The organism is Micromonospora sp. NPDC049114 (assembly GCF_040648635.1).
GTDB lineage: Bacteria > Actinomycetota > Actinomycetes > Mycobacteriales > Micromonosporaceae > Micromonospora.
Genome location: NZ_JBEZEA010000012.1, coordinates 144,754 through 164,589, shown reverse-complemented (window position 1 = coordinate 164,589; position 19,836 = coordinate 144,754). Strand labels below are relative to the sequence as shown.

At 71.0% G+C, this 19,836-nt stretch carries 11 protein-coding genes and 1 pseudogene; 5 read left to right on the top strand and 7 right to left on the bottom strand.

All coding sequences use genetic code 11. From position 1 onward, the window contains the following. The first annotated feature begins 40 nt into the window (after nt 1-40). The 3 genes from AB0B39_RS27280 (at nt 41) to AB0B39_RS27270 (ending at nt 4,270) form a co-directional block, all read left to right on the top strand. Entirely contained in the window at nt 41-1,729 is a 1,689-nt protein-coding gene (locus tag AB0B39_RS27280; protein ID WP_234582057.1) for a methylmalonyl-CoA mutase family protein, read from the top strand. Nucleotides 1,730-1,890: 161 nt separating this feature from the next. Next, nucleotides 1,891-2,814 carry a tetratricopeptide repeat protein gene (locus AB0B39_RS27275; protein WP_357575739.1) on the top strand — a complete coding sequence of 308 codons (924 nt, stop codon included), beginning with the start codon at nt 1,891-1,893 and terminating at the stop codon, nt 2,812-2,814. 85 nt (nt 2,815-2,899) lie between these two features. Further along, nucleotides 2,900-4,270, top strand: a complete 1,371-nt coding sequence (locus tag AB0B39_RS27270) for an arginase family protein (protein WP_357575738.1) — start codon at nt 2,900-2,902, stop codon at nt 4,268-4,270. A gap of 133 nt (nt 4,271-4,403) precedes the next feature. Here AB0B39_RS27270 and AB0B39_RS27265 read toward each other — a convergent pair whose 3' ends face one another. Continuing rightward, nucleotides 4,404-6,368 (bottom strand): penicillin-binding transpeptidase domain-containing protein, encoded by a 1,965-nt coding sequence (locus AB0B39_RS27265; protein ID WP_357575737.1) that lies wholly within the window; start codon nt 6,366-6,368, stop codon nt 4,404-4,406. Between the two features lie 286 nt (nt 6,369-6,654). Between AB0B39_RS27265 and AB0B39_RS27260 the strand changes: the two genes are divergently transcribed. Continuing rightward, nucleotides 6,655-11,736 (top strand): NAD-glutamate dehydrogenase, encoded by a 5,082-nt coding sequence (locus tag AB0B39_RS27260; protein WP_357496062.1) that lies wholly within the window; start codon nt 6,655-6,657, stop codon nt 11,734-11,736. A gap of 72 nt (nt 11,737-11,808) precedes the next feature. Here AB0B39_RS27260 and AB0B39_RS27255 read toward each other — a convergent pair whose 3' ends face one another. Then, on the bottom strand, nt 11,809-12,516 hold the full coding sequence (locus AB0B39_RS27255) for a class F sortase (protein ID WP_234582061.1): 708 nt from the start codon (nt 12,514-12,516) through the stop codon (nt 11,809-11,811). A gap of 1 nt (nt 12,517) precedes the next feature. Continuing rightward, the gene (locus AB0B39_RS27250; protein WP_357575736.1) at nt 12,518-13,723 is read right to left on the bottom strand and encodes a hypothetical protein; all 1,206 of its coding nucleotides are present in this window, start codon (nt 13,721-13,723) and stop codon (nt 12,518-12,520) included. A 585-nt stretch (nt 13,724-14,308) separates the two neighbouring features. Here AB0B39_RS27250 and AB0B39_RS27245 point away from each other — a divergent pair. Next, nucleotides 14,309-16,114, top strand: a complete 1,806-nt coding sequence (locus AB0B39_RS27245) for a glycoside hydrolase family 6 protein (protein WP_357575735.1) — start codon at nt 14,309-14,311, stop codon at nt 16,112-16,114. Between the two features lie 121 nt (nt 16,115-16,235). Here AB0B39_RS27245 and AB0B39_RS27240 read toward each other — a convergent pair whose 3' ends face one another. The 4 genes and pseudogenes from AB0B39_RS27240 to AB0B39_RS27225 all read right to left on the bottom strand — a co-directional run. Then, a complete protein-coding gene (locus AB0B39_RS27240) occupies nt 16,236-16,622 on the bottom strand; it encodes a hypothetical protein (protein ID WP_234582064.1) in 387 nt (128 codons plus the stop codon). A gap of 117 nt (nt 16,623-16,739) precedes the next feature. After that, nucleotides 16,740-17,048: a hypothetical protein gene (locus tag AB0B39_RS27235; RefSeq protein ID WP_357496068.1), complete on the bottom strand. Its 309-nt coding sequence runs from the start codon at nt 17,046-17,048 to the stop codon at nt 16,740-16,742. Nucleotides 17,049-17,064: 16 nt separating this feature from the next. Continuing rightward, a complete protein-coding gene (locus tag AB0B39_RS27230; protein ID WP_234582066.1) occupies nt 17,065-18,723 on the bottom strand; it encodes a sodium:solute symporter family protein in 1,659 nt (552 codons plus the stop codon). Between the two features lie 819 nt (nt 18,724-19,542). After that, nucleotides 19,543-19,785: pseudogene (locus AB0B39_RS27225) on the bottom strand (hypothetical protein); the annotation flags it as partial. Nucleotides 19,786-19,836 lie beyond the last annotated feature (51 nt).

The following is a 19,836-nucleotide window of genomic DNA, read 5'->3' as shown; positions in this document are numbered from 1 at the left end:
ACTCGATGTGCAATCGAGGAACCGAGGAGGAGCCCTGCGCATGGACGCCGACGAGATCGACGCCGGACGGGCGCGCTGGCAGGCCCGGTACGACTCCGCGCGCAAGCGGGACGCCGACTTCACCACGCTCTCCGGGATGCCTGTGGAGCCGGTCTACGGGCCGCCGGAGGGCAGCGCGTACCCGGGCTTCGAGCGGATCGGCTGGCCGGGCGAGTACCCGTACACCCGGGGTCTTCATCCGACCGGCTACCGCGGGCGGACCTGGACGATCCGGCAGTTCGCGGGCTTCGGCAACGCGCAGCAGACCAACGAGCGGTACAAGATGATCCTCGGCGCCGGCGGCGGCGGGCTCTCGGTCGCGTTCGACATGCCGACGCTGATGGGCCGCGACTCGGACGACCCGCAGGCGCTCGGCGAGGTCGGCCACTGCGGGGTCGCCATCGACACCGCCACCGACATGCAGGCGCTCTTCGACGGCATCGACCTGGCCGACGTCACCACCTCGATGACCATCTCCGGCCCGGCCGTGCCGGTGTTCTGCATGTACCTGGTCGCCGCGGAGCGGCAGGGCGCCGACCTGTCCAAGCTGGACGGCACGCTGCAGACCGACATCTTCAAGGAGTACATCGCGCAGAAGGAGTGGCTCTTCGACCCCGAGCCGCACCTGCGCCTGATCGGCGACCTGATGGAGTACTGCGCGGCGGAGATCCCGCGCTACAAGCCGCTGTCGGTCTCCGGCTACCACATCCGCGAGGCCGGTTCGACCGCCGCGCAGGAGCTGGCGTACACCCTGGCCGACGGCTTCGGCTACGTGGAGCTGGGCCTCTCGCGTGGGCTGGACGTGAACGTCTTCGCGCCGGGGCTGAGCTTCTTCTTCGACTCGCACCTCGACTTCTTCGAGGAGATCGCCAAGTTCCGGGCCGCCCGTCGGATCTGGGCCCGCTGGCTGCGTGACGTCTACGGCGCGACCAGCGAGAAGGCCCTGTGGCTGCGGTTCCACACGCAGACCGCCGGAGTGTCGCTGACCGCTCAGCAGCCGGTCAACAACGTCGTACGCACCGCCGTCGAGGCGCTCGCGGCGGTGCTGGGCGGCACGAACTCGCTGCACACCAACGCACTGGACGAGACCCTGGCGCTGCCCACCGACGAGTCCGCCGAGATCGCCCTGCGTACCCAGCAGGTGCTGATGGAGGAGACCGGTGTGGTCAACGTGGCCGACCCACTCGGCGGCTCCTGGTACGTCGAGGCGCTGACCGACAAGATCGAGGCCGAGGCGGAGGAGATCTTCGCTCGCATCCGGCAACTCGGCGGGGACGGGCCGCACCAGATCGGCCCGATGACCTCCGGCATCCTGCGTGGCATCGAGGACGGCTGGTTCACCGGGCACATCGCCGAGTCGGCCTTCGTCTACCAGCAGGCCCTGGAGAAGGGCGACAAGAAGATCGTCGGGGTCAACTGCCACACCGGCACGGTGGCCAAGGAGCTGGAGATCCTGCGCATCTCGCACGAGGTGGAGCTGGAGCAGCGCCGGGTGCTCGCCGAGCGCAAGACCGGACGCGACGAGCCGGCGGTCCGCGCGGCTGTCGCCCGCATGGTCGACGCCAGCCGCACCGACGAGAACATGATCCCCGCCATGCTCGACGCGGTCCGCGCCGAAGCGACCCTTGGTGAGATCTGCGACGCCCTCCGGGCCGAGTGGGGCACCTACCGCGAACCCGCCCGCTTCTAACCCCGTCGATCTTGCACTTTCTGTCCCGGCGAACGGGGTCAATGCCCCGTTTCGGCGACAGAAAGTGCAAGATCGCGGAGGTGGGATTGGGGCGTGAGAGTTGCAACGTCGGAGTTGTGGGTGAGCCGGGAATCCGGGCTCGCGTGCGAGACTAGGTAACCATGAGCGACCCACGGATCACCTCGTCGATCTTCACCCGCGGCGCGGTCGACCTCAGCACGCTGCGCGGCCCCGCACCAGCCAGTACCCGCCCCGGCACACCCCCGCAGGGCGGCCCGTCCGCCGGCGTGCCCGGCGCGCAGACCGCCGACAGCAACGCCGCCATCGTCGACGTCACCGAGGCCACCATCCAGGCCGATGTGCTCGAACGGTCGATGGCCATGCCCGTCATCGTCTTCTTCGGTGCGGCCGGCTTCCCGGAGAGCGACGAGTTCGCCCCGGTGCTGGAGCGGCTGGCCGCCGAGGGCGCCGGCGCCTGGGTGCTCGCCCGGGTCGACGTGCAGGAAAACCCGCGGATCGCCCAGATGTTCCGGGTCCAGGGCATCCCCATGGTCTACGCGGTCGTCGGCGGCCAGCCGATCGACGCCTTCTCCGGCGTGGTGCCCGAGGCCCAGCTCCGCCAGTGGATCCAGGCGGTGCTCAAGGCCGGTGGCGTGGCCGTCGCCGAACCGGAGGACCCGCGCCTCGACGAGGCGGACGACGCGCTCATGAGCGGCGACCTGGACGCCGCCGAGCAGGCGTACCGCAAGATCCTCGCGGACGCACCGGCGGACGCCGCCGCCACTGCGGGTCTGGCCCAGGTCGGCGTGGCCCGCCGGGTCGCGGGCGCCGACCCGGCCGCCGCGCTGGCCGCCGCCGAGAGCGCCCCCGACGACGTCGCGGCCCAGCTGCTGGCCGCCGACATCGAGGTGCTCAGCGGCCTGGCCGAGCAGGCGTACGCCCGGCTCGTCGGCCTGGTCCGACGCACCGCCGGTGAGGACCGCGAGACGGTCCGCCAGCACCTGGTGTCGCTGTTCTCCATCGCCGGCCCGGACGACCCGGCGGTCGCCTCGGCCCGGCGGGCCCTGGCCAGCGCCCTGTTCTGAGTCAGCCGCACGGATCGTGAGTTCGTAGTACGCCAGCGCGGGCCGGCGTTTCGCCGGCCCGCCCGACCACCGAGGACGGGAGCTCATGATGCGCCGGATCGCCGTCCTCGACGCGCCGACAAATCTCGGCCTGCGACCGCCGACGTCCACCTCCGTGCCGGGCTGCGCCAAGGCGCCCGGCGCGTTGCGTGACCACGACCTGCTGGCCCGGCTGCGGGCCCGCGACGCCGGCTGCGTCACCCCACCCCGGTACGACCCGGGCGACTGGCGGCCCGGTGACGGCGTGTGCCACGCCCGGGAGATCGCCGACTACTCCCTCGCCCTCGCCGAGCGGATCGGCTCGATCATCGACCGGGGTGAGTTCCCGGTGGTGCTGGGCGGTGACTGCTCCGTGCTGCTCGGCTCCGCCCTGGCCATGCACCGCCTCGGTGAGGCGGTAGGCGGGCGGATCGGGCTGGTCTTCGTCGACGGGCACTCCGACTTCCGGCACCCCGGCAACGCCTCCTACGTCGGCGCGGCCGCCGGCGAGGACCTGGCCCTCGTCACCGGGCGCGGGCAGGCCGACCTGGCCGCGCTGGAGGGCCGTCGGCCCTACTTCCGCGACATCGACGTGGTGGTGCTCGGCATCCGGGCGCAGGACGAGTACCGCCTCGACCTCCAGGCCGCGGGCATCACCACCCGGCCGGTGCCGGCGCTGCGCGCCGAAGGCGCCGCCCGGACGGCCCAGTGGGCGCACGAGCAGCTCGCCGACTGCGCGGGCTACTGGGTGCACATCGACGTCGACGTGCTCGACCCGGCGGTGATGCCGGCCGTGGACGCCCCCGACCCCGGTGGCATCGCCTTCGCCGAGCTGGAGATCCTGCTCGCCGGCCTGGTCGACACCCCGCACTGCCTCGGCGTCGAGCTGACCGTCTTCGACCCCGACTACGACCCGGACGGCTCGTACGCCGCCGAGATCGTCAACACGGTGGTCGCCGGCCTGGCCCCGGTCACCGCCCCGGAGGCGGTGCCACCCCGACTGCTGTCGCCCCGGCCCACGCCCTCCCCACGGCGCGGCAACGGGCGGGGCGCGACAGCCGCCGAGCGCCTCGCGGGGCGTGACGGGCTCGACCGTTCCGCGCGCCTCGCCGGGCGCGACGGCCCCGATCGGGTCGATGAACGCGGCGGCGACGACCTCCCCGAGAGTGGCGTCTCCGATGACCAGCCCGCAGGCGTCCGTTCGTCGGTCGGCGCGGTGGCTGACGACGAGGTGGCTGACGCCGTCGCGCCCGCGGCGGAGCCGAACGGCGTGGGCGGGCGGCCCCCAGCCGAGCCAACCGGCCTCGCGGCCCAGATCGCGGCCACTGTCGATCGCGAACCGGTCGGCCCGCCTGCCTCGGCCGGCCCAGGTCTGCTCCGACGGCCCGCGCCGCCGGCCGAGACCCCGCCGGACCGGCACGAGGCCGACTCCGCCTGACCCGGTCCACCGCGCCGCGCTCCACCCCGCAATGAGCGGAACCGGGGTGCCCGGACGGCCCGGACACCCCGGTTCGCCGCACCACCGGGTGGATCACCGCTGGCGCGGGTGGCGACCAGCGGCGTACGGCGGGTCAGGTGGCGGGCACGGCCCGGAGGAAGCGCTCGGCGATCGGGACGGCCGAGGCGGTGCTGGCCCCGCCCTTCTCCACGAACACGGCGAACGCGACGTCACCCCGCCAGCCGACGAACCAGGCGTGGGTGTGGGCCGGGTTGTCGTCGTACTCGGCGGTGCCGGTCTTGCCGTACACCTCGCCGCCCGGAACGTCCTTGAGGGCGCTGCCGGTGCCGGCGGTGACGACCTCGCGCATCATCGTGCGCAGCGGCTCGATCGACTGCGGCTTGAGCGGTCCGTCGGTCACGGCCGGCTTGGCCGGCGCAGGGTCGACCAGCAGCTTCGGCTGGATGAACGCGCCCCGGGCGACGGCCGCCGTGGCGCCGGCCATGGCCAGGGGGCTGACCAGCGTGGTGCCCTGGCCGAACGACGCGGCGGCCTGCTCGGCCGGGCTGCCGCCGGTCGACACCTTGCCGGTGAAGGCGTCCACACCGAGATCCCACTGCCCCTCCAGGCCCAGCGAGCGGCCGGCGGCGGCCAGCCCGTCACCGCCGAGCTTCGGCGCCAGCGAGGCGAAAGCCGTGTTGCAGGACTTGGCGAAGTCGGTGCGGAACGGCACCGAGCCCAACTCGAAGTTGTCCGAGTTCTTGAAGGACCGGCCGTCGACGGTGAAGGTCTTCTTGCACTCCACCGGCCCGTCCAGGGTGACCGCACCCCGATCCAGCAGGCCCAGCGCGCTGACCATCTTGAACGTGGAGCCCGGCGGCACCTGGGCGGTGAAGGCCAGGTTCTCGCCGGCCGGCCCGGGACCGTTGGCGGCGGCGAGCACCGCGCCGTCGCTGACGCGTACCGCCACCAGGGCGGACCGGCGCGGCTCGGCGCGCAGGGCGGCGTCGGCCGCGTTCTGGGTGGCCACGTCCAGGGTGGTCTTCAGCGCCTGACCGGGCTGCGGCTCGCGGCGGAACAGCTCGGCGCCGGTGGGTGCCAGCTTGCCGTCCTCGGCGGGCCGCTCGACCACTACCGTCAGGCCGGGGGCTCCGCGCAGCCGCTCGTCGTAGCGGCCCTGCAACCCGCCGTGCCCGACCAGGTCACCGACGACGTACCGGTCCGGGTGGGCGGCGAGGTCGTCGGCCTGCGCCTGGTCGACCGAGCCGAGCAGGGCGCGGGCGAACTCCCGGGTCGGCGCCAGGTCGAGCTTGTCGGAGACGAACTTGGTGCCGGGCAGGTCGTAGATCCGAGGCTTGATCTGCCGGTACGCGTCCTCGCGCAGGGTCACCACCTCGACGAGCGCACCCGGGTCGGCCTCGGCCACCCGCTTGGGCAGGTCGCCCAGGTCGACGGCGGGGACCAGGGCCGGACGGATCGCCTTGAAGGCGGCGTCAAGATCCTTGACCAGCTTCTTGATGTCGGTGACCTGGTTCGGCTGCACACCCACCCGCACCACCGGACGGGGCGCGACGATCGGCGTGCCGGCCGCGTCCAGCAGCCCCGCCCGGGGGCCGGTGTCGCGGCGCAGCCCCAGCCGGTCGCCCTTGGTGAGCTGCTCGTGGAGCACCCGCGGCTCCCACATCACCTGCCACTGGTCGTCGTCGCCCTTGACGAGCCGCAGCTCCCGGTCGTACGTCCAGTGCGCCTGGCCCGGCAGGGACCAGTCGACCCGGATCGTCGTGGTCGCGATGTTCTTGGTGATCTTCGGCTCACCCTGGCGGGCCAGGGCGGGCGGGGTGGCCGCCAACTCGCCGGACAGCTCCTTGATCTCCTTGGTCACCTCGGCCGCCGGCACCTTGGCGCCGGTCGTGTCGACCATCGCGACCGCCTGCAGGTCGCCGCTGCGCCAGCCGGCGAGGAAGGCGTCGGCGCTGCGCTCCGGCCCGTCGTCGCCGGAACACGCCGCCAGGACGCCAGCGGTGAGCAGAGTCGCCGTGAGAGCGGCGATCCGCCGGGTGCGGTTCGGCCGGTGGGGCCGGGGGTAGGACAAGGTCATGAAGCGGTCCTTCCGGTCTCGGGCTGCTCTGCACGGTAGTACGCGAAGGGTGTCCCCAACGTCCCGTGTGGGGCTCGACGTGCGGAAAGACGGGCCGGGCCGGTGTGATGAACATCGCGGGGCGGGGTATCCCGCAACCGGCCAACCTCGGACCCGCAACGGGTGAAAGGACAAAGTCCCGATCCGGACGTCCGGCCAGTGGTCCGCCGACCAAGGCGGGAAACGACAGGCTTACGCTGGGCGGCAGAGTGACCCACAACGCGGTGGGTCGAGGGGAGTGGCACCGATGGACCGGCGTCCGGCGATCAAACCGGAACCCGACCTCCGGCAGGATGACTCCGGCCGGGACGACGACAGCTTCGATTCGGCGACCGACGGGGACGGCTACGGCCGGCTCGACACGGGCGTCACGGGGCTGACCGGGTCGAGCATCGACACCATCTACGATCTGGGCCTGCCGACCGAGGCGTTGGCCGACGACGTGGAGGACGCCGAGCTCGACGAACCGGTCCCCAACGCGGAGCGTCTGGTGGCCCAGGCTGTCGCGCTCGCAGGGGACGACCACGACGCGGCGACCCTGGTCGGCCGCTTCTGGCGGTTCGCCCCGGACGAGGAACTGGTCGGTTTCACGGCGGAGGAGATGCTCGACGCGGCCCGGGCACACCGGGACCTCGCGCAGCAGCGGGTGCCCGGCGAGTTGAAGCTGCGCATCCACGAGCCGCACGCCGACCAGCACCACACCGTCGTCGAGATCGTCACCGACGACATGCCGTTCCTGGTCGACTCCGTGACCGCGCTGCTCAACTCGTACCACCTGGACGTGCACCTGCTGGTGCACCCGCTCGTGGTGGTCCGGCGCGAGCCGCTGGGCCGCCTCACCGAGGTCTCGGCGGACGTGGAGCCGGACGACGCGATCGCCGGCGACATCATCGAGAGCTGGATGCGGATCGAGATCGACCCGGTCCGGGACGCCGCCGAACGCGACCGGCTGCGCCGTGAGCTGCAACGGGTGCTCACCGACGTGCGGGAGGCAGTGGAGGACTGGCCGAAGATGCGTCAGCGTGCGCTCGCGCTCGCCGACGAACTGGCCTCGGCCCGCACCTCGGACAACCGTCCGCCGGTGCCGGAGAAGGACATCACCGACTCGGTGGAGCTGCTGCGCTGGCTGGCGCACGACCACTTCACGTTCCTCGGCTACCGCGAGTACCGCCTGGTGGACGCTCCGGACGGGAACACCGCCGACCCGGTCGACGGCAAGGCGCTGGAGGCGGTGCTCGGCACCGGCCTGGGCATCCTGCGCTCGGACTCCCCGGAGGCCCGGTCGCTGTCGTCGATGACGCACGAGGCACACGAGAAGGTGCTGGAGAAGCGCCTGCTCATCATCACCAAGGCCAACTCGCGGGCCACCGTGCACCGCTCGGCGTACCTGGACTACATCGGCTTCAAGATCTTCAACTCCGACGGCGAGGTCATCGGGGAGCGGCGCTTCCTGGGCCTGTTCTCCACCGCCGCGTACCGGACCAGCGTCCGGGAGCTGCCGGTGGTGCGTCGTAAGGTCGCGGAGGTGCTCGACCGCTCCGGCCTGAGCCGGCGCAGCCACTCCGGCAAGGATCTGCTCCAGATCCTGGAGACCTACCCGCGCGACGAGTTGTTCCAGATCAAGACCGACGACCTGTACCACGCGGTGATCGGTGTGCTGCGGATGGCGGGCCGCCGGCAGCTGCGGGTGTTCCTGCGCCGGGACGCGTACGGGCGGTTCATCTCCTGCCTGATCTACCTTCCCCGGGACCGGTTCACCACCCAGAACCGGCTGCGTATGCAGGACATCCTGCTGCGTGAGCTGAACGGCGTCGGGGTGGACTACACGACCCGGGTCACCGAGTCGATGCTCGCCCGGATCCACTTCATCGTCCGCACCGACCCGACCCGGCCACCCGGCGACATCGACGCCGACCTGCTGGCCGAGGAGCTGGCCGACGCGACACGGCTCTGGGACGACGACTACCGGCTGGTGTTGGAACGCAAGCTCGGCGACGAGCAGGCCAAGCACCTGTTCACCAGGTACGCCGACGCGTTCCCGGAGGGCTACAAGGACGGGCACACGCCGTACGAGGCGATGAAGGACCTGGCCAAGCTGGAGCTGCTGGAGGAGCCCGGCCAGCTGGAGATGCACCTGTTCCGCAAGCAGCTCGCACCCCGGCCGGGCACCCGGGTGCCCGGTGCGGACCTCGCCGACACGACGAACGTGCGGTTCAAGGTCTACCGGTACGGCGAGCCGATGATGCTCTCCGCGGTGCTGCCGGTGCTGCACTCGCTCGGCGTCCGCGTGGTCGACGAGCACCCGTACGAGGTGGACCGGATCGACGGTCGCGTCTACCTGTACGACTTCGGCCTCATGCTGCCCGAGGGGCACCACGAGCTGTCCGAGGTACGCCCGCACGTGGAGAACGCGTTCGCGGCGGCGTGGCGCGGCGAGGCCGAGGTGGACCGGTTCAACGAGCTGGTGCTGCGCGCCGGGCTGACCTGGCGGCAGGTGGTGGTGCTGCGGGCGTACGCGAAGTACCTGCGGCAGGCCGGCACGGTCTTCTCGCAGGACTACATGGAGCAGACCTTCATCGCGTACCCGAAGCTCGCCAGCCTGTTGGTGGAGCTGTTCGAGACCCGGTTCGCGCCGGGCGAGTTCACCGCCGAGCAGCGGCAACAGCGCAGCGGCGAGCTGGTGGAGACGATCCGGGGCGCGCTGGACGACGTGGCGAGCCTCGACCAGGACCGGATCCTGCGCTCGTACCTCACGCTCATCGAGGCGACGCTGCGGACCAGCTTCTACCAGAAGCCGGTCGGCGGGCGGCCGAAGGCGTACGTGGCGTTCAAGCTCGACCCGCAGGCCATCCCGGACCTGCCGGCGCCCCGGCCGAAGTTCGAGATCTTCGTGTACTCGCCGCGGTTCGAGGGCGTGCACCTGCGGTTCGGGCCGGTGGCCCGGGGCGGGTTGCGCTGGTCCGACCGTCGCGAGGACTTCCGCACCGAGGTGCTGGGCCTGGTCAAGGCGCAGATGGTGAAGAACACCGTGATCGTGCCGGTGGGCGCCAAGGGCGGCTTCGTGCTGAAGCAGAAGCCGGGCGACCGGGACGAGGCGGTCGCCTGCTACCAGGAGTTCGTCGGCGCGATGCTGGACGTCACCGACAACATCGTCAGCGGGCAGATCGTGCCGCCCGACGACGTGGTCCGGCACGACGGCGACGACCCGTACCTGGTGGTGGCGGCGGACAAGGGAACCGCCACGTTCTCCGACATCGCCAACGAGATCTCCCAGGCGCACAACTTCTGGATGGGCGACGCCTTCGCCTCCGGCGGTTCGGCCGGGTACGACCACAAGAAGATGGGCATCACCGCCCGCGGGGCGTGGGAGTCGGTCAAGCGGCACTTCCGCGAGCTGGGCCTGGACACCCAGACCCAGGACTTCACGGTGGTGGGCGTCGGCGACATGTCCGGCGACGTCTTCGGCAACGGGATGCTGCTCTCCGAGCACATCCGGCTGGTGGCCGCGTTCGACCACCGGCACATCTTCCTCGACCCCGACCCGGACGCCGCCACCTCGTACGCGGAGCGTCGGCGGCTGTTCGAGCTGCCCCGCTCCTCCTGGGAGGACTACAACCCCGAGCTGATCTCGGCCGGGGGCGGCATCTTCCCGCGTACCGCGAAGTCGATCCCGCTCACGCCGCAGGTCCGGGCGGCGATCGGCCTCGACGACGACGTCACGCAGCTGTCGCCGCAGGAGCTGATGAAGGCGATCGTCACCGCTCCGGTGGATCTGTTCTGGAACGGCGGCATCGGCACGTACGTCAAGGCGTCCACCCAGACCAACGCGGAGGTGGGCGACAAGTCCAACGACGCGATCCGGGTGGACGGGCGCAGCCTGCGCTGCCGGGTGGCGGGCGAGGGCGGCAACCTGGGCTGGACCCAGCTCGGCCGGATCGAGTACGCGCTGACCGGTGGCCGGATCTACACCGACTTCATCGACAACGCGGCAGGTGTGGACACCTCCGACCACGAGGTGAACATCAAGATCCTGCTCAACACTGCTGTCGCCGACGGCGAACTGACCACTGCCGAGCGGGACGAGCTGCTGGCCGGGATGACCAACGAGGTCGCCGAGCTGGTGCTGCGGGACAACTACGACCAGGCCCGGGCGATCAACAACGCCCAGGCCCAGGCCGCCTCGCTGCTCCCGGTGCACCGCCGGATGATCAATGAGCTGGAGCGCTCCGGCGCGCTCGACAGGTCGCTGGAGGCGCTGCCGCCGGACGAGGAACTGGCGGTGCGCAGCGAGTCCGGGCTGACCGCGCCGGAGTTCGCGGTGCTGCTCGCGTACGTGAAGATCGTCCTGGAACGGGAGATCCTCACCGAGGGGTTGGCCGACGAGGAGTGGACGACCGACGTCCTGGTCAACTACTTCCCGACGCCGATGCGTGAGCGGTTCGCCGACCGGATGGGCCGGCACCGGCTCCGTCGGGACATCGTCACCACAGTGCTGGTCAACGAGGCGATCAACCGGGGCGGCATCTCGTTCGTCTTCCGGGTCGTCGAGGAGACGGCGGCCAGCGCCGCCGACGTGATCCGGGCGTACGTGGTGGTCCGCGAGGTCTTCGGGCTGCGTGAGCTGTGGGACACGGTGGAGGCGCTGGACAACAAGGTCTCCCCGGAGCTGCAGACGAGCGTCTACCTCGACACCCGTCGGCTGCTCGACCGCGCGGTGCGCTGGCTGGTCACCAACCGGCGCTCGCCGATCGACGTACCGACCGAGATCAACCGGCTGCGGGACGGGGTGGCCCGGCTGCTGCCCGGGCTCGAGGAACTGTTCTACGGCGGCGAGCGGCAGGCCATCGAGGCGCACATCGACTCGATGACCGAGCGGGGGCTGCCCCGCGAGCTGGCCGAGCGGGCGACGCGGCTGATGTACAGCTTCGGCCTGCTGGACGTGGTGGAGACCGCGACCCGCAGCGGACGGGACGTCAGCGAGGTGGCCTCGGTCTACTTCGTGCTCTCCGACCTCTTCCGGGTGGACTCGCTGCTGTCGAAGATCTCCCTGCTGCCGCGCGAGGACCGCTGGCAGACCCTCGCACGGATGGCGCTGCGCTACGACCTGTACGCCGCGCTGGCCGCGCTCACGGCGGAGGTGCTCGACTCCACCCCGGAGGATCAGCCGCCGCACGAGCGGGTGCAGCAGTGGGAGCAGTCGAACGCCACGTCGATCCACCGGGCCCGCCGGGCGATGGGGGAGTTCGACGAGTCGCGGGCGGACCTCGCAGCCCTGTCCGTGCTGCTGCGACAGATCCGCACGCTCGTGCGGACCTCTGGCGCGGCCTGATTCGGTACGCCGGACGCGGTCCGGCCGGTCGGGGTGACCCGACCGGCCGGACCGCTTTTGTGTACGTCCGCCTCACGCCGCCAGGGTGGCGAAGACGACCACGTTGTCCCGGTAGCTGCGCACCGCCTCGTCGAACTGGCCACCGCAGGTGACCACCCGCAGGCCGGGCCGGTCGTTCGGTCCGTACACCAGTTCGGTGGGGAACGACGTCTTCGGGTACGACTTCACCGAGTCGACCCGGAACGTCGCCGGCTGGCCGTCCGCCCGCTGCACCGTGATCGTGTCGCCGGGCACGAGAGAACCGAGGTTGAAGAACACGGCCGGGCCGAGCTTCGCCGAATCCACGTGCCCGACGATTACCGCGTTGCCGGTCTCACCGGGGCTCGCGCCCGGCTCGTACCAGCCAGCCTGGTCGGCCTGCTCCAACGGGGGGACCTGGACGGTGCCGTCGGGGTTGGTGCCGAGCGACATGATCGTCGCGTTGACGCCGATGCGGGGGATCTCGATGGTGGTCGGGGCGGCCCGGTCCAGCCCGACGGGAACGTCGCCCTGCGCGGCGTGCTCGCCGTCGCCCGGATTCGTGGCGTCGTCCCCGGTGGCCGTCGGCCCGGGGACCTCGGGGCCGGCCTGGGCTTGCGGCTGCGGAGGGCGGGGAGCGGGCCCGGTCTGCAACGAGGCGCCGATCATGCCGGCGCCGATCATGGCCAGGGTGACGACGACGGCCGCGCCGGCGGCACGCCACGGTCTCCCGTGACGGCCGCCGGCCCGTGTCGCCGTCACGTCAGACGAGGGAACCATCGGTCCGCCGACGACGCATCAGAACGATCCCGCCCAGCGCGGCAGCGCCGAGCAGGCTCGCGCCACCGGTGGCCAGGCCACGGTCGGTGCCGGCGCTGACGCCACCGTCACCACCGTCGACCCCACCGTGGGGCAGCACGACCAGTTCGCCCTCGCCGCACGAGCCCTTGAGCTCGTAACGGCCCGGCTTGGCGTCCTTGTCGACCTTGGCCTCGCCGTAGTACACGAACTCGCGCTCGTGCTCCCGGCCGTTCTCGCCCTTGCCGTGGTCGCCGTACTCGTCCGAGCCGTACTCCTTGTCCGAGCCGTACTCGTCGTCGGAGCCGTACTCGTGGCCCTTGGAGTCCCAGTCCTTCTTGTCCTCGTCCTTGGACTCCCAGTCCTTCTTGTCCTCGTCCTTGGACTCCCAGTCCTTCTTGCCTTCGTCCTTGGACTCCCAGTCCTTCTTGCCTTCGTCCTTGGACTCCCAGTCCTTCTTGCCTTCGTCCTTGGACTCCCAGTCCTTCTTGCCCTCGTCCTTGGAGTCCCAGTCCTTCTGGTCGCGGCTGTCGTCCGCGTCCTGGCCGTGCTCCTCGCCCTTCCAGTCCTTGCTGTCCTCGTCGCCGTAGGCGTCGGCGGCAGCGCCGCCGCCCTGGCCACCAGGCTGGGCGTCGTCGGCGGGCGGCTGCGACTCGTCGTCGCCGTTCTCGCCCTTGCCGTTCTCGTCCTTGCCCTCGTGGCCCTTGCCCTGCTCGTCCTTGCCCTTGTCGTCCTTGCCGTGCTCGTCCTTGCCCTTGTCGTCCTTGCCGTGCTCGTCCTTGCCGTGCTCGTCCTTGCCGTGCTCGTCCTTGCCCTGTTCGTCCTTACCGTGCTCGTCCTTGCCCTGTTCGTCCTTGCCCTTGTCGTCGTGGTCGTAGGAGTCCTCCTCCTCGCTCCACTCGCCGCGGTCCTCGCCCCGGTCTTCCCGCGCCGGCTTGAGCTTGACCTTGCCGGTGACCTTGGACCACACGTACGCGTGCTCCTGCCGATCCGGGCAGATCTCGAGGAGCTTGACCTCGTCGCCGGCCTTCACGACGTGCGGCTTGGCGTAGACCTTGCCGTCATCGTCGTGGTGCCCGTCGGCGAACGCGATCCCCGGCGCGAACACCAGGAGCGACGCGCCGCCGAGCGCGGCGCCCGCAACGACCTTCCCGAGCATCTTCTTAGCCATGACCTGCGTCACTCCATCCCTGTTGTCCTGAGCTCGGCGACAACCGAGCTAAGACCGACGTTAGACCGTTTCATGACTTATGAAGTGAAAGATTCGCGTTTTGACCTTTGCTGGTGGTAAGCGGCTAAGGAGTGCTACGCGGCTTTCCCGGCTCGCAGTGCCGTCTCGGAACCCGCGCGGCCTTGCGTGCGGCCCGCGCTGTTACCGCCCCCCAGTGCGCGACCCGCAGTGGTCATCCCGGTAAGAGGCGACAGGTGCCGCTCGCGCTGCTCGGGGGTATCGTCCGAGTTGAGGGCAGGCCGCGCATCGAGCCATTGCCATGGAAGCGCTCCCATGCAAGAATCGGCGCACGCGGTTCGGGGAGCCACACCGCGCAGGCAGGTCGTCGAGGGCATCCGGTTCGCCGGGCGACAACCGGCCGCCGAACGGTCGGCCTCGCGCCGGCCAATCACCACCACCACCGCCCGTCCGGGTCGGGCACCCCCAATGAATCCCGTGGCGCCGGAGGCCGTCCGTGCAGGACGCCCACCGGGCCGTCTCGCCGGGCCGAACGCGCGCCCGGTCTCGCCCAAGGAGATCAGTGGCATGAATGTGTGGAGAAGGCTGTCCGGCCCACGCCGGACCCTCGCGCTCGCCGGCGCGGGCGTTCTGGTCGCCGGCGGGCTGGTGACGATCCCGGTCACCGCGGCGCAGGCCGCGACGCAGTGCGACATCGCGTACACGACCAATGACTGGCAGGGCGGCTTCACCGCCAACATCACCATCAAGAACCTCGGCGACCCGGTCAACGGTTGGACGCTCGGCTGGACCTTCCCCAACTCGAGCCAGCGGGTGCAGCAGGGCTGGTCGGCGGAGTTCACCCAGTCCGGCAGCCAGGTCACCGCCCGCAGCATGTCCTACAACGGCACGCTGGCGACCGGCGCCTCGACGACCCTCGGGTTCAACGGCGCGTGGAGCGGCAGCAACCCGAAGCCGACCTCGTTCACCCTGAACGGTGTGGTCTGCAACGGTGGCACCGGTAACCCGACCACCCCGCCGCCCACCACGCCCCCGCCGACCACGCCCCCGCCCACCACGCCTCCGCCCACGACCCCTCCGCCCACGACGCCGCCGCCGACCACCCCGCCCCCCGGGACCAAGGTCGACAACCCGTACGCCGGTGTGCGCGGATACGTGAACCCGGAGTGGAAGGCCAAGGCGGACGCCGAGCCGGGCGGAAGCCGGGTCTCGAACAACCCCACCGCCGTCTGGCTGGACCGGATCGCCGCCATCAACGGCACTCCGAACAGCAGCTCGAACGGCGCGTTCGGGGTGCGGGAGCACCTGGACGAGGCGCTGCGTCAGGGCGCCGGCTACATCCAGTTCGTGATCTACAACCTGCCCGGCCGGGACTGCTCGGCGCTCGCCTCCAACGGTGAGCTGGGCCCGAACGAACTGCCCCGGTACAAGGCCGAGTACATCGACCCGATCGCCGCGATCCAGAGCGACTCGAAGTACCGGAACATCCGGATCATCAACGTCATCGAGATCGACTCGCTGCCGAACCTGGTCACCAACACGTCCGGCCAGGCCGGCGGCACGGTCATGTGTGACACGGTCAAGGCCAACGGCGCGTACGTGAACGGTGTCGGCTACGCCCTCGCCAAGCTGGGCGCGATCGGCAACGTCTACAACTACATCGACGCCGGGCACCACGGCTGGCTCGGTTGGGACAGCAACTTCGGCCCGACCGCCGACATCCTGAAGACCGCCGCTGTCGCCTCCGGCAGCACTGTCAACAACGTGCACGGCTTCATCACCAACACCGCCAACTACTCGGCGCTCACGGAGCCGTACTTCAAGGTCACCGACAACGTGAACGGCCAGACGGTGCGGCAGTCCAAGTGGGTCGACTGGAACTTCTACGTCGACGAGCTGTCCTTCGCCCAGGCGTTCCGTACCAAGCTGATCTCGGTCGGCTTCAACTCCAACATCGGCATGCTGATCGACACGTCCCGCAACGGCTGGGGCGGTGCCAACCGGCCCACCGGACCGGGCGCGACCACCAGCGTGGACACGTACGTCAACGGTGGCCGGATCGACCGTCGGGCCCACGCCGGCAACTGGTGCAACCAGGCCGGTGCCGGTCTCGGTGAGCGGCCCCGGGCCAACCCGGCGACCGGTATCGACGCCTACGTCTGGGTGAAGCCCCCGGGTGAGTCGGACGGCTCCAGCTCGGAGATCCCGAACAACGAGGGCAAGGGCTTCGACCGGATGTGCGACCCGACGTACGGCGGCAACGCCCGCAACGGCAACAACCCGACCGGTGCCCTGCCGAACGCGCCGATCTCCGGTGCGTGGTTCTCCGCCCAGTTCCGGGAGCTGATGCAGAACGCGTACCCGGCTCTCTGATCGGGTAGCTCACGCGCCAACCCGCTGCCGGCAGTAGGTGAGGCACTGCCGGCGGCAGGTTTCCCCGGGGTCCCCGGTCCGACCAGTACGGTCGGGCCGGGGACCCCCTTGTCCGCCCACGTCAGGGCACGGTGCGCTCGATCGCCGCGCGCCCGTGTTCGGCCAGGTCGCGACGGGCCTTCTCCAGATTCTCCGGGGTGAGGTCCTGCCCGCGGGCCATCACCAGGTCCTCCGGTTCCCAGGGCTGCTCGGCCCCGGTACGGATGTTGTCGCCGCCCGCGCCGGTGCCCGTTCCGGTGGCGCCGGTGCCGGCGGCGTACGGATCGCCGATGAGGTCGTCGATGTCCGGAGCGAGGTCCTCCGGCCGGTCGCGGGGCTCGGTGAAGGTCGGCGTGTCACGGTCGGGCCCGCCTCCGGTCCGCAGCTGCCCGACGGTGCTGTCGTCGTCCACGGCAGCTGCCGTTTCCGGGCTCTCCTCCAGCGGGGGTCGGCGGTCGCGATCGGTCATGGTGCCCTCCTGTGTCCGACACGGTGCCTGATCCCCCCTCGCGTACCCGGTGCGGGGAAGCCCATGCGCGACGCCGGCGCCGTCCGTGTGGACGGCGCCGGCGCGGCGGGCATGAGGTCAGCTGTCGGGCTGCTGCTCGTTCGGGGACGGCGCCTCCGCCGGGCGCAGCCACTGCCAGAGCAGCATGAGCAGGCCGAACGCGAGCATCACGAGCCCGGCCCACAGGTTGATGCGGACACCCTCGGCCTTGTCGATCTCGGCCCGGCTGTCGAAGACGCCGATCAGCGTCACGATGATCCCGTACGCCACGAAGAGGCCACCGATCACCCGACGGATGTCGAACAGTCGGGCGGCGGCGGAGCGGCGCTCCTCGGCCTGCGTCTCGTCGATCAACGGGTCCTGCGCCGGCTGGCCGTCGTTGCTCATCTGGCCGACTCCTTTCCTAGAAGACCGGGATGTAGAAGAGGGCGGCGAGCGCGACCGCGATCACGCCCAGCAGCACGGGGGAGCGGTACCAGACGGCGTCCCCGGCGAGCACGTCGCCCTTCAGGTCGACGCCGCCCATGCCGTAGACCAGCCCGCGCAGCTCCTCGTCGCGCTTGGCCGCCGTGAGCGGGGTGAGGATCGCGGCGACCACCGCCACGGTGACGAACGCGATGCCGGCGCCCCAGAAGCTCTCCTCCAGGTCGGAGTTGAAGTCAATCACGCCGCCCTTGTAGAGCAGGTAGGTCGCCAGCGACGCCAGCGTGCCGAGCAGCAGCGACCAGAAACCGGCAAGCGCGCTCATCCGCTTCCAGAACATGCCGATGATGAACGTGGCGAACAACGGCGCGTTGAACAGCGAGAAGAGCGCCTGGATGTAGTTCATGATGTTGCTGAACCCGGACGCGATGAACGCCGTCCCGATGCCGATCACCACGGCGCCGACAGTCGCCCACCGACCGATGCGCAGGTAGTACTCGTCGGACCGGCCGCGGCGCACGTACGCCTGCCAGATGTCGTAGGTGAAGACGGTGTTGAAGCCGCTCACGTTGGCCGCCATGCCGGCCATGAACGACGCGAGCAGGCCGGTGACCGCCACCCCGAGCACGCCGTTGGGCAGCAGGTCCCGCATGAGCAGCGGAATCGCGTTGTTGTACTGCAGGTCACCGCTGTCCGCGCCGAGCCCCTTCACCGTCACGAGGGCCACCAGGCCGGGGATGATCGTGACCAGGGGAATGAACAGCTTCGGGTACGCGGCGATGATCGGCGTACGCCGGGCGGCGCTCATGTTCTTCGCCGACAGCGCGCGCTGCACCTCGGCGAAGTTCGTCGTCCAGTAGCCGAACGAGAGCACGAAACCGAGGCCGAACACGATGCCGATCCACTGCGCGCCGAGCGGGTTGTCGGTGCTGGCGGTGTCCTGCCACGCGTGCAGACCCGCCTCGCCGAGCTTCGAGTCGCGGACCGCGTCCATCAGCCCGCTCACTCCGCCGACCTTGACCAGGCCGATCACGGTGACCGGGATGAGGCCCGCCAGGATGACGAAGAACTGGAGCACCTCGTTGTAGATCGCCCCGGACAGGCCGCCGATGGTGATGTACGCGAGCACGATCGCCGCGCCGACCACGATCGCCGTCCAGAGCGGCCAGCCGAGCAGCGCCTGCATGACCAGGGCCAGCGCGTAGAGGTTCACCCCGGCGATCAGCACCTGGGCGACGGCGAAGCTGAGCGCGTTCAGCAGGTGGGTCGGTCGGTTGAAGCGCAGCCGCAGGTACTCGGGCACGCTGCGGACCTTGGACCCGTAGTAGAAGGGCATCATCACGATGCCCAGGAAGACCATCGCCGGCACGGCGCCGATCCAGTAGTAGTGGACCGTCATGACGCCGTACTGGGCGCCGTTCGCCGCCATACCGATGATCTCCAGCGCGCCCAGGTTCGCGGAGACGAACGCGAGGCCGGTCACCCAGGCCGGCAGGGAACGACCGGAGAGGAAGAAGTCGACGCTGGTCCGGATCGCCCGCCGGGCGGCGAAGCCCACTCCGAGGACGGTGACGAAGTACAGCGCAAGAATCAGGTAGTCCAGCCCGTTCATGTTGAGCCGCAGACCGCCGCCGTCCATCCCGTCACCCCTCGTCCCGACGTTGGCACCGGATTTGATGCGCGCGCCCTATTACCCACTACGCGAGGTTTCACGCCTGCGCGTCCGCTCCGGTGCTTTCTCGCCCGCTCGGGCGGCTCGCCCTTCGACGGGTGGGGCGCACGCAGCGCCCCCAGGACGCGAAAGGGGCGCCCCGGCCGGCCGGCCGGAGCGCCCCTTTTCGATCGAGTCGCCTCAGCGACCCAGTACGCGGTCCAGGAAGTCCCGGTAGTTGCGGACGGCCATCCGCAGCTGCTCGGTGTCCGCCGAGCCGGCGTCCTGCCACCCGCCGAGGGTGTTCTTCTGCGCGGCCAGTGCCGAGGCGAGAGCCTGGATGGCCTCCTCCACCAGGGCCTGAGCCTCGCCGGCGGCGGCGTGCGGATCGTCGACGAAACGCAGCTGCACGTCCCGCCAGCGGTCCCGGAATCCCTGCGCGGTGTCCCCGTCGAGGAGCGTGGCCGGTTCGGCGGCGACTGTCGAGCCGGCGGGCCGCGACGTCCCGGCGGATTCCAGGGAGCCGCCGGCCGCCACGGCGGTGACCGGTTCGGCGTCGGCGTCCGGGTCCACCATCTCCGGAGACGCGCTGCCGTAGCCGGCCGCGCCCGCCGCGTCGGGATCGCCGGCCCAGTCGGTCAGGTCGCCGCGCCGCTCGGCCGCGCCGTCCGTGCTGTCGGCCGCGACGACGGTGCGGGTGGAGGTGTCGGTGTCCGAGCGCCGGCCCTCGGCGTCCAGGTCGGCGTCCTCGTCGGTCGTCGCTGCGGCGTCCAGGTCGGTCTCCGGGACGCCGTCGCGGCGGTGCAGCTCGGCGGTGGGGTCGGCGCGCAGACCCTCCCGCTCGCCGTCCTCGGCGCCGTCGCCCGGTTGGGCGGTTCGCTCGGCCCGCGGGTCCGGCTGGTCCTGCGGGTACGGGCTCGCCAGTGCGGACGCCGCCACCGCGTCGGCCACCGTGGTGGCGCCGAAGGCGGTCGGCAGCGGCCCCGGCTCGTGGAAGCCACCCTCGTCGTCGGGCCGGCTCCGGCGGTCGGTGTCCTCGGCCCGCTGGTCGTCGGCCCACTCGTCGGTCCGGTCGGTGGTCAGGTCGTCGTCGGTCCGGTC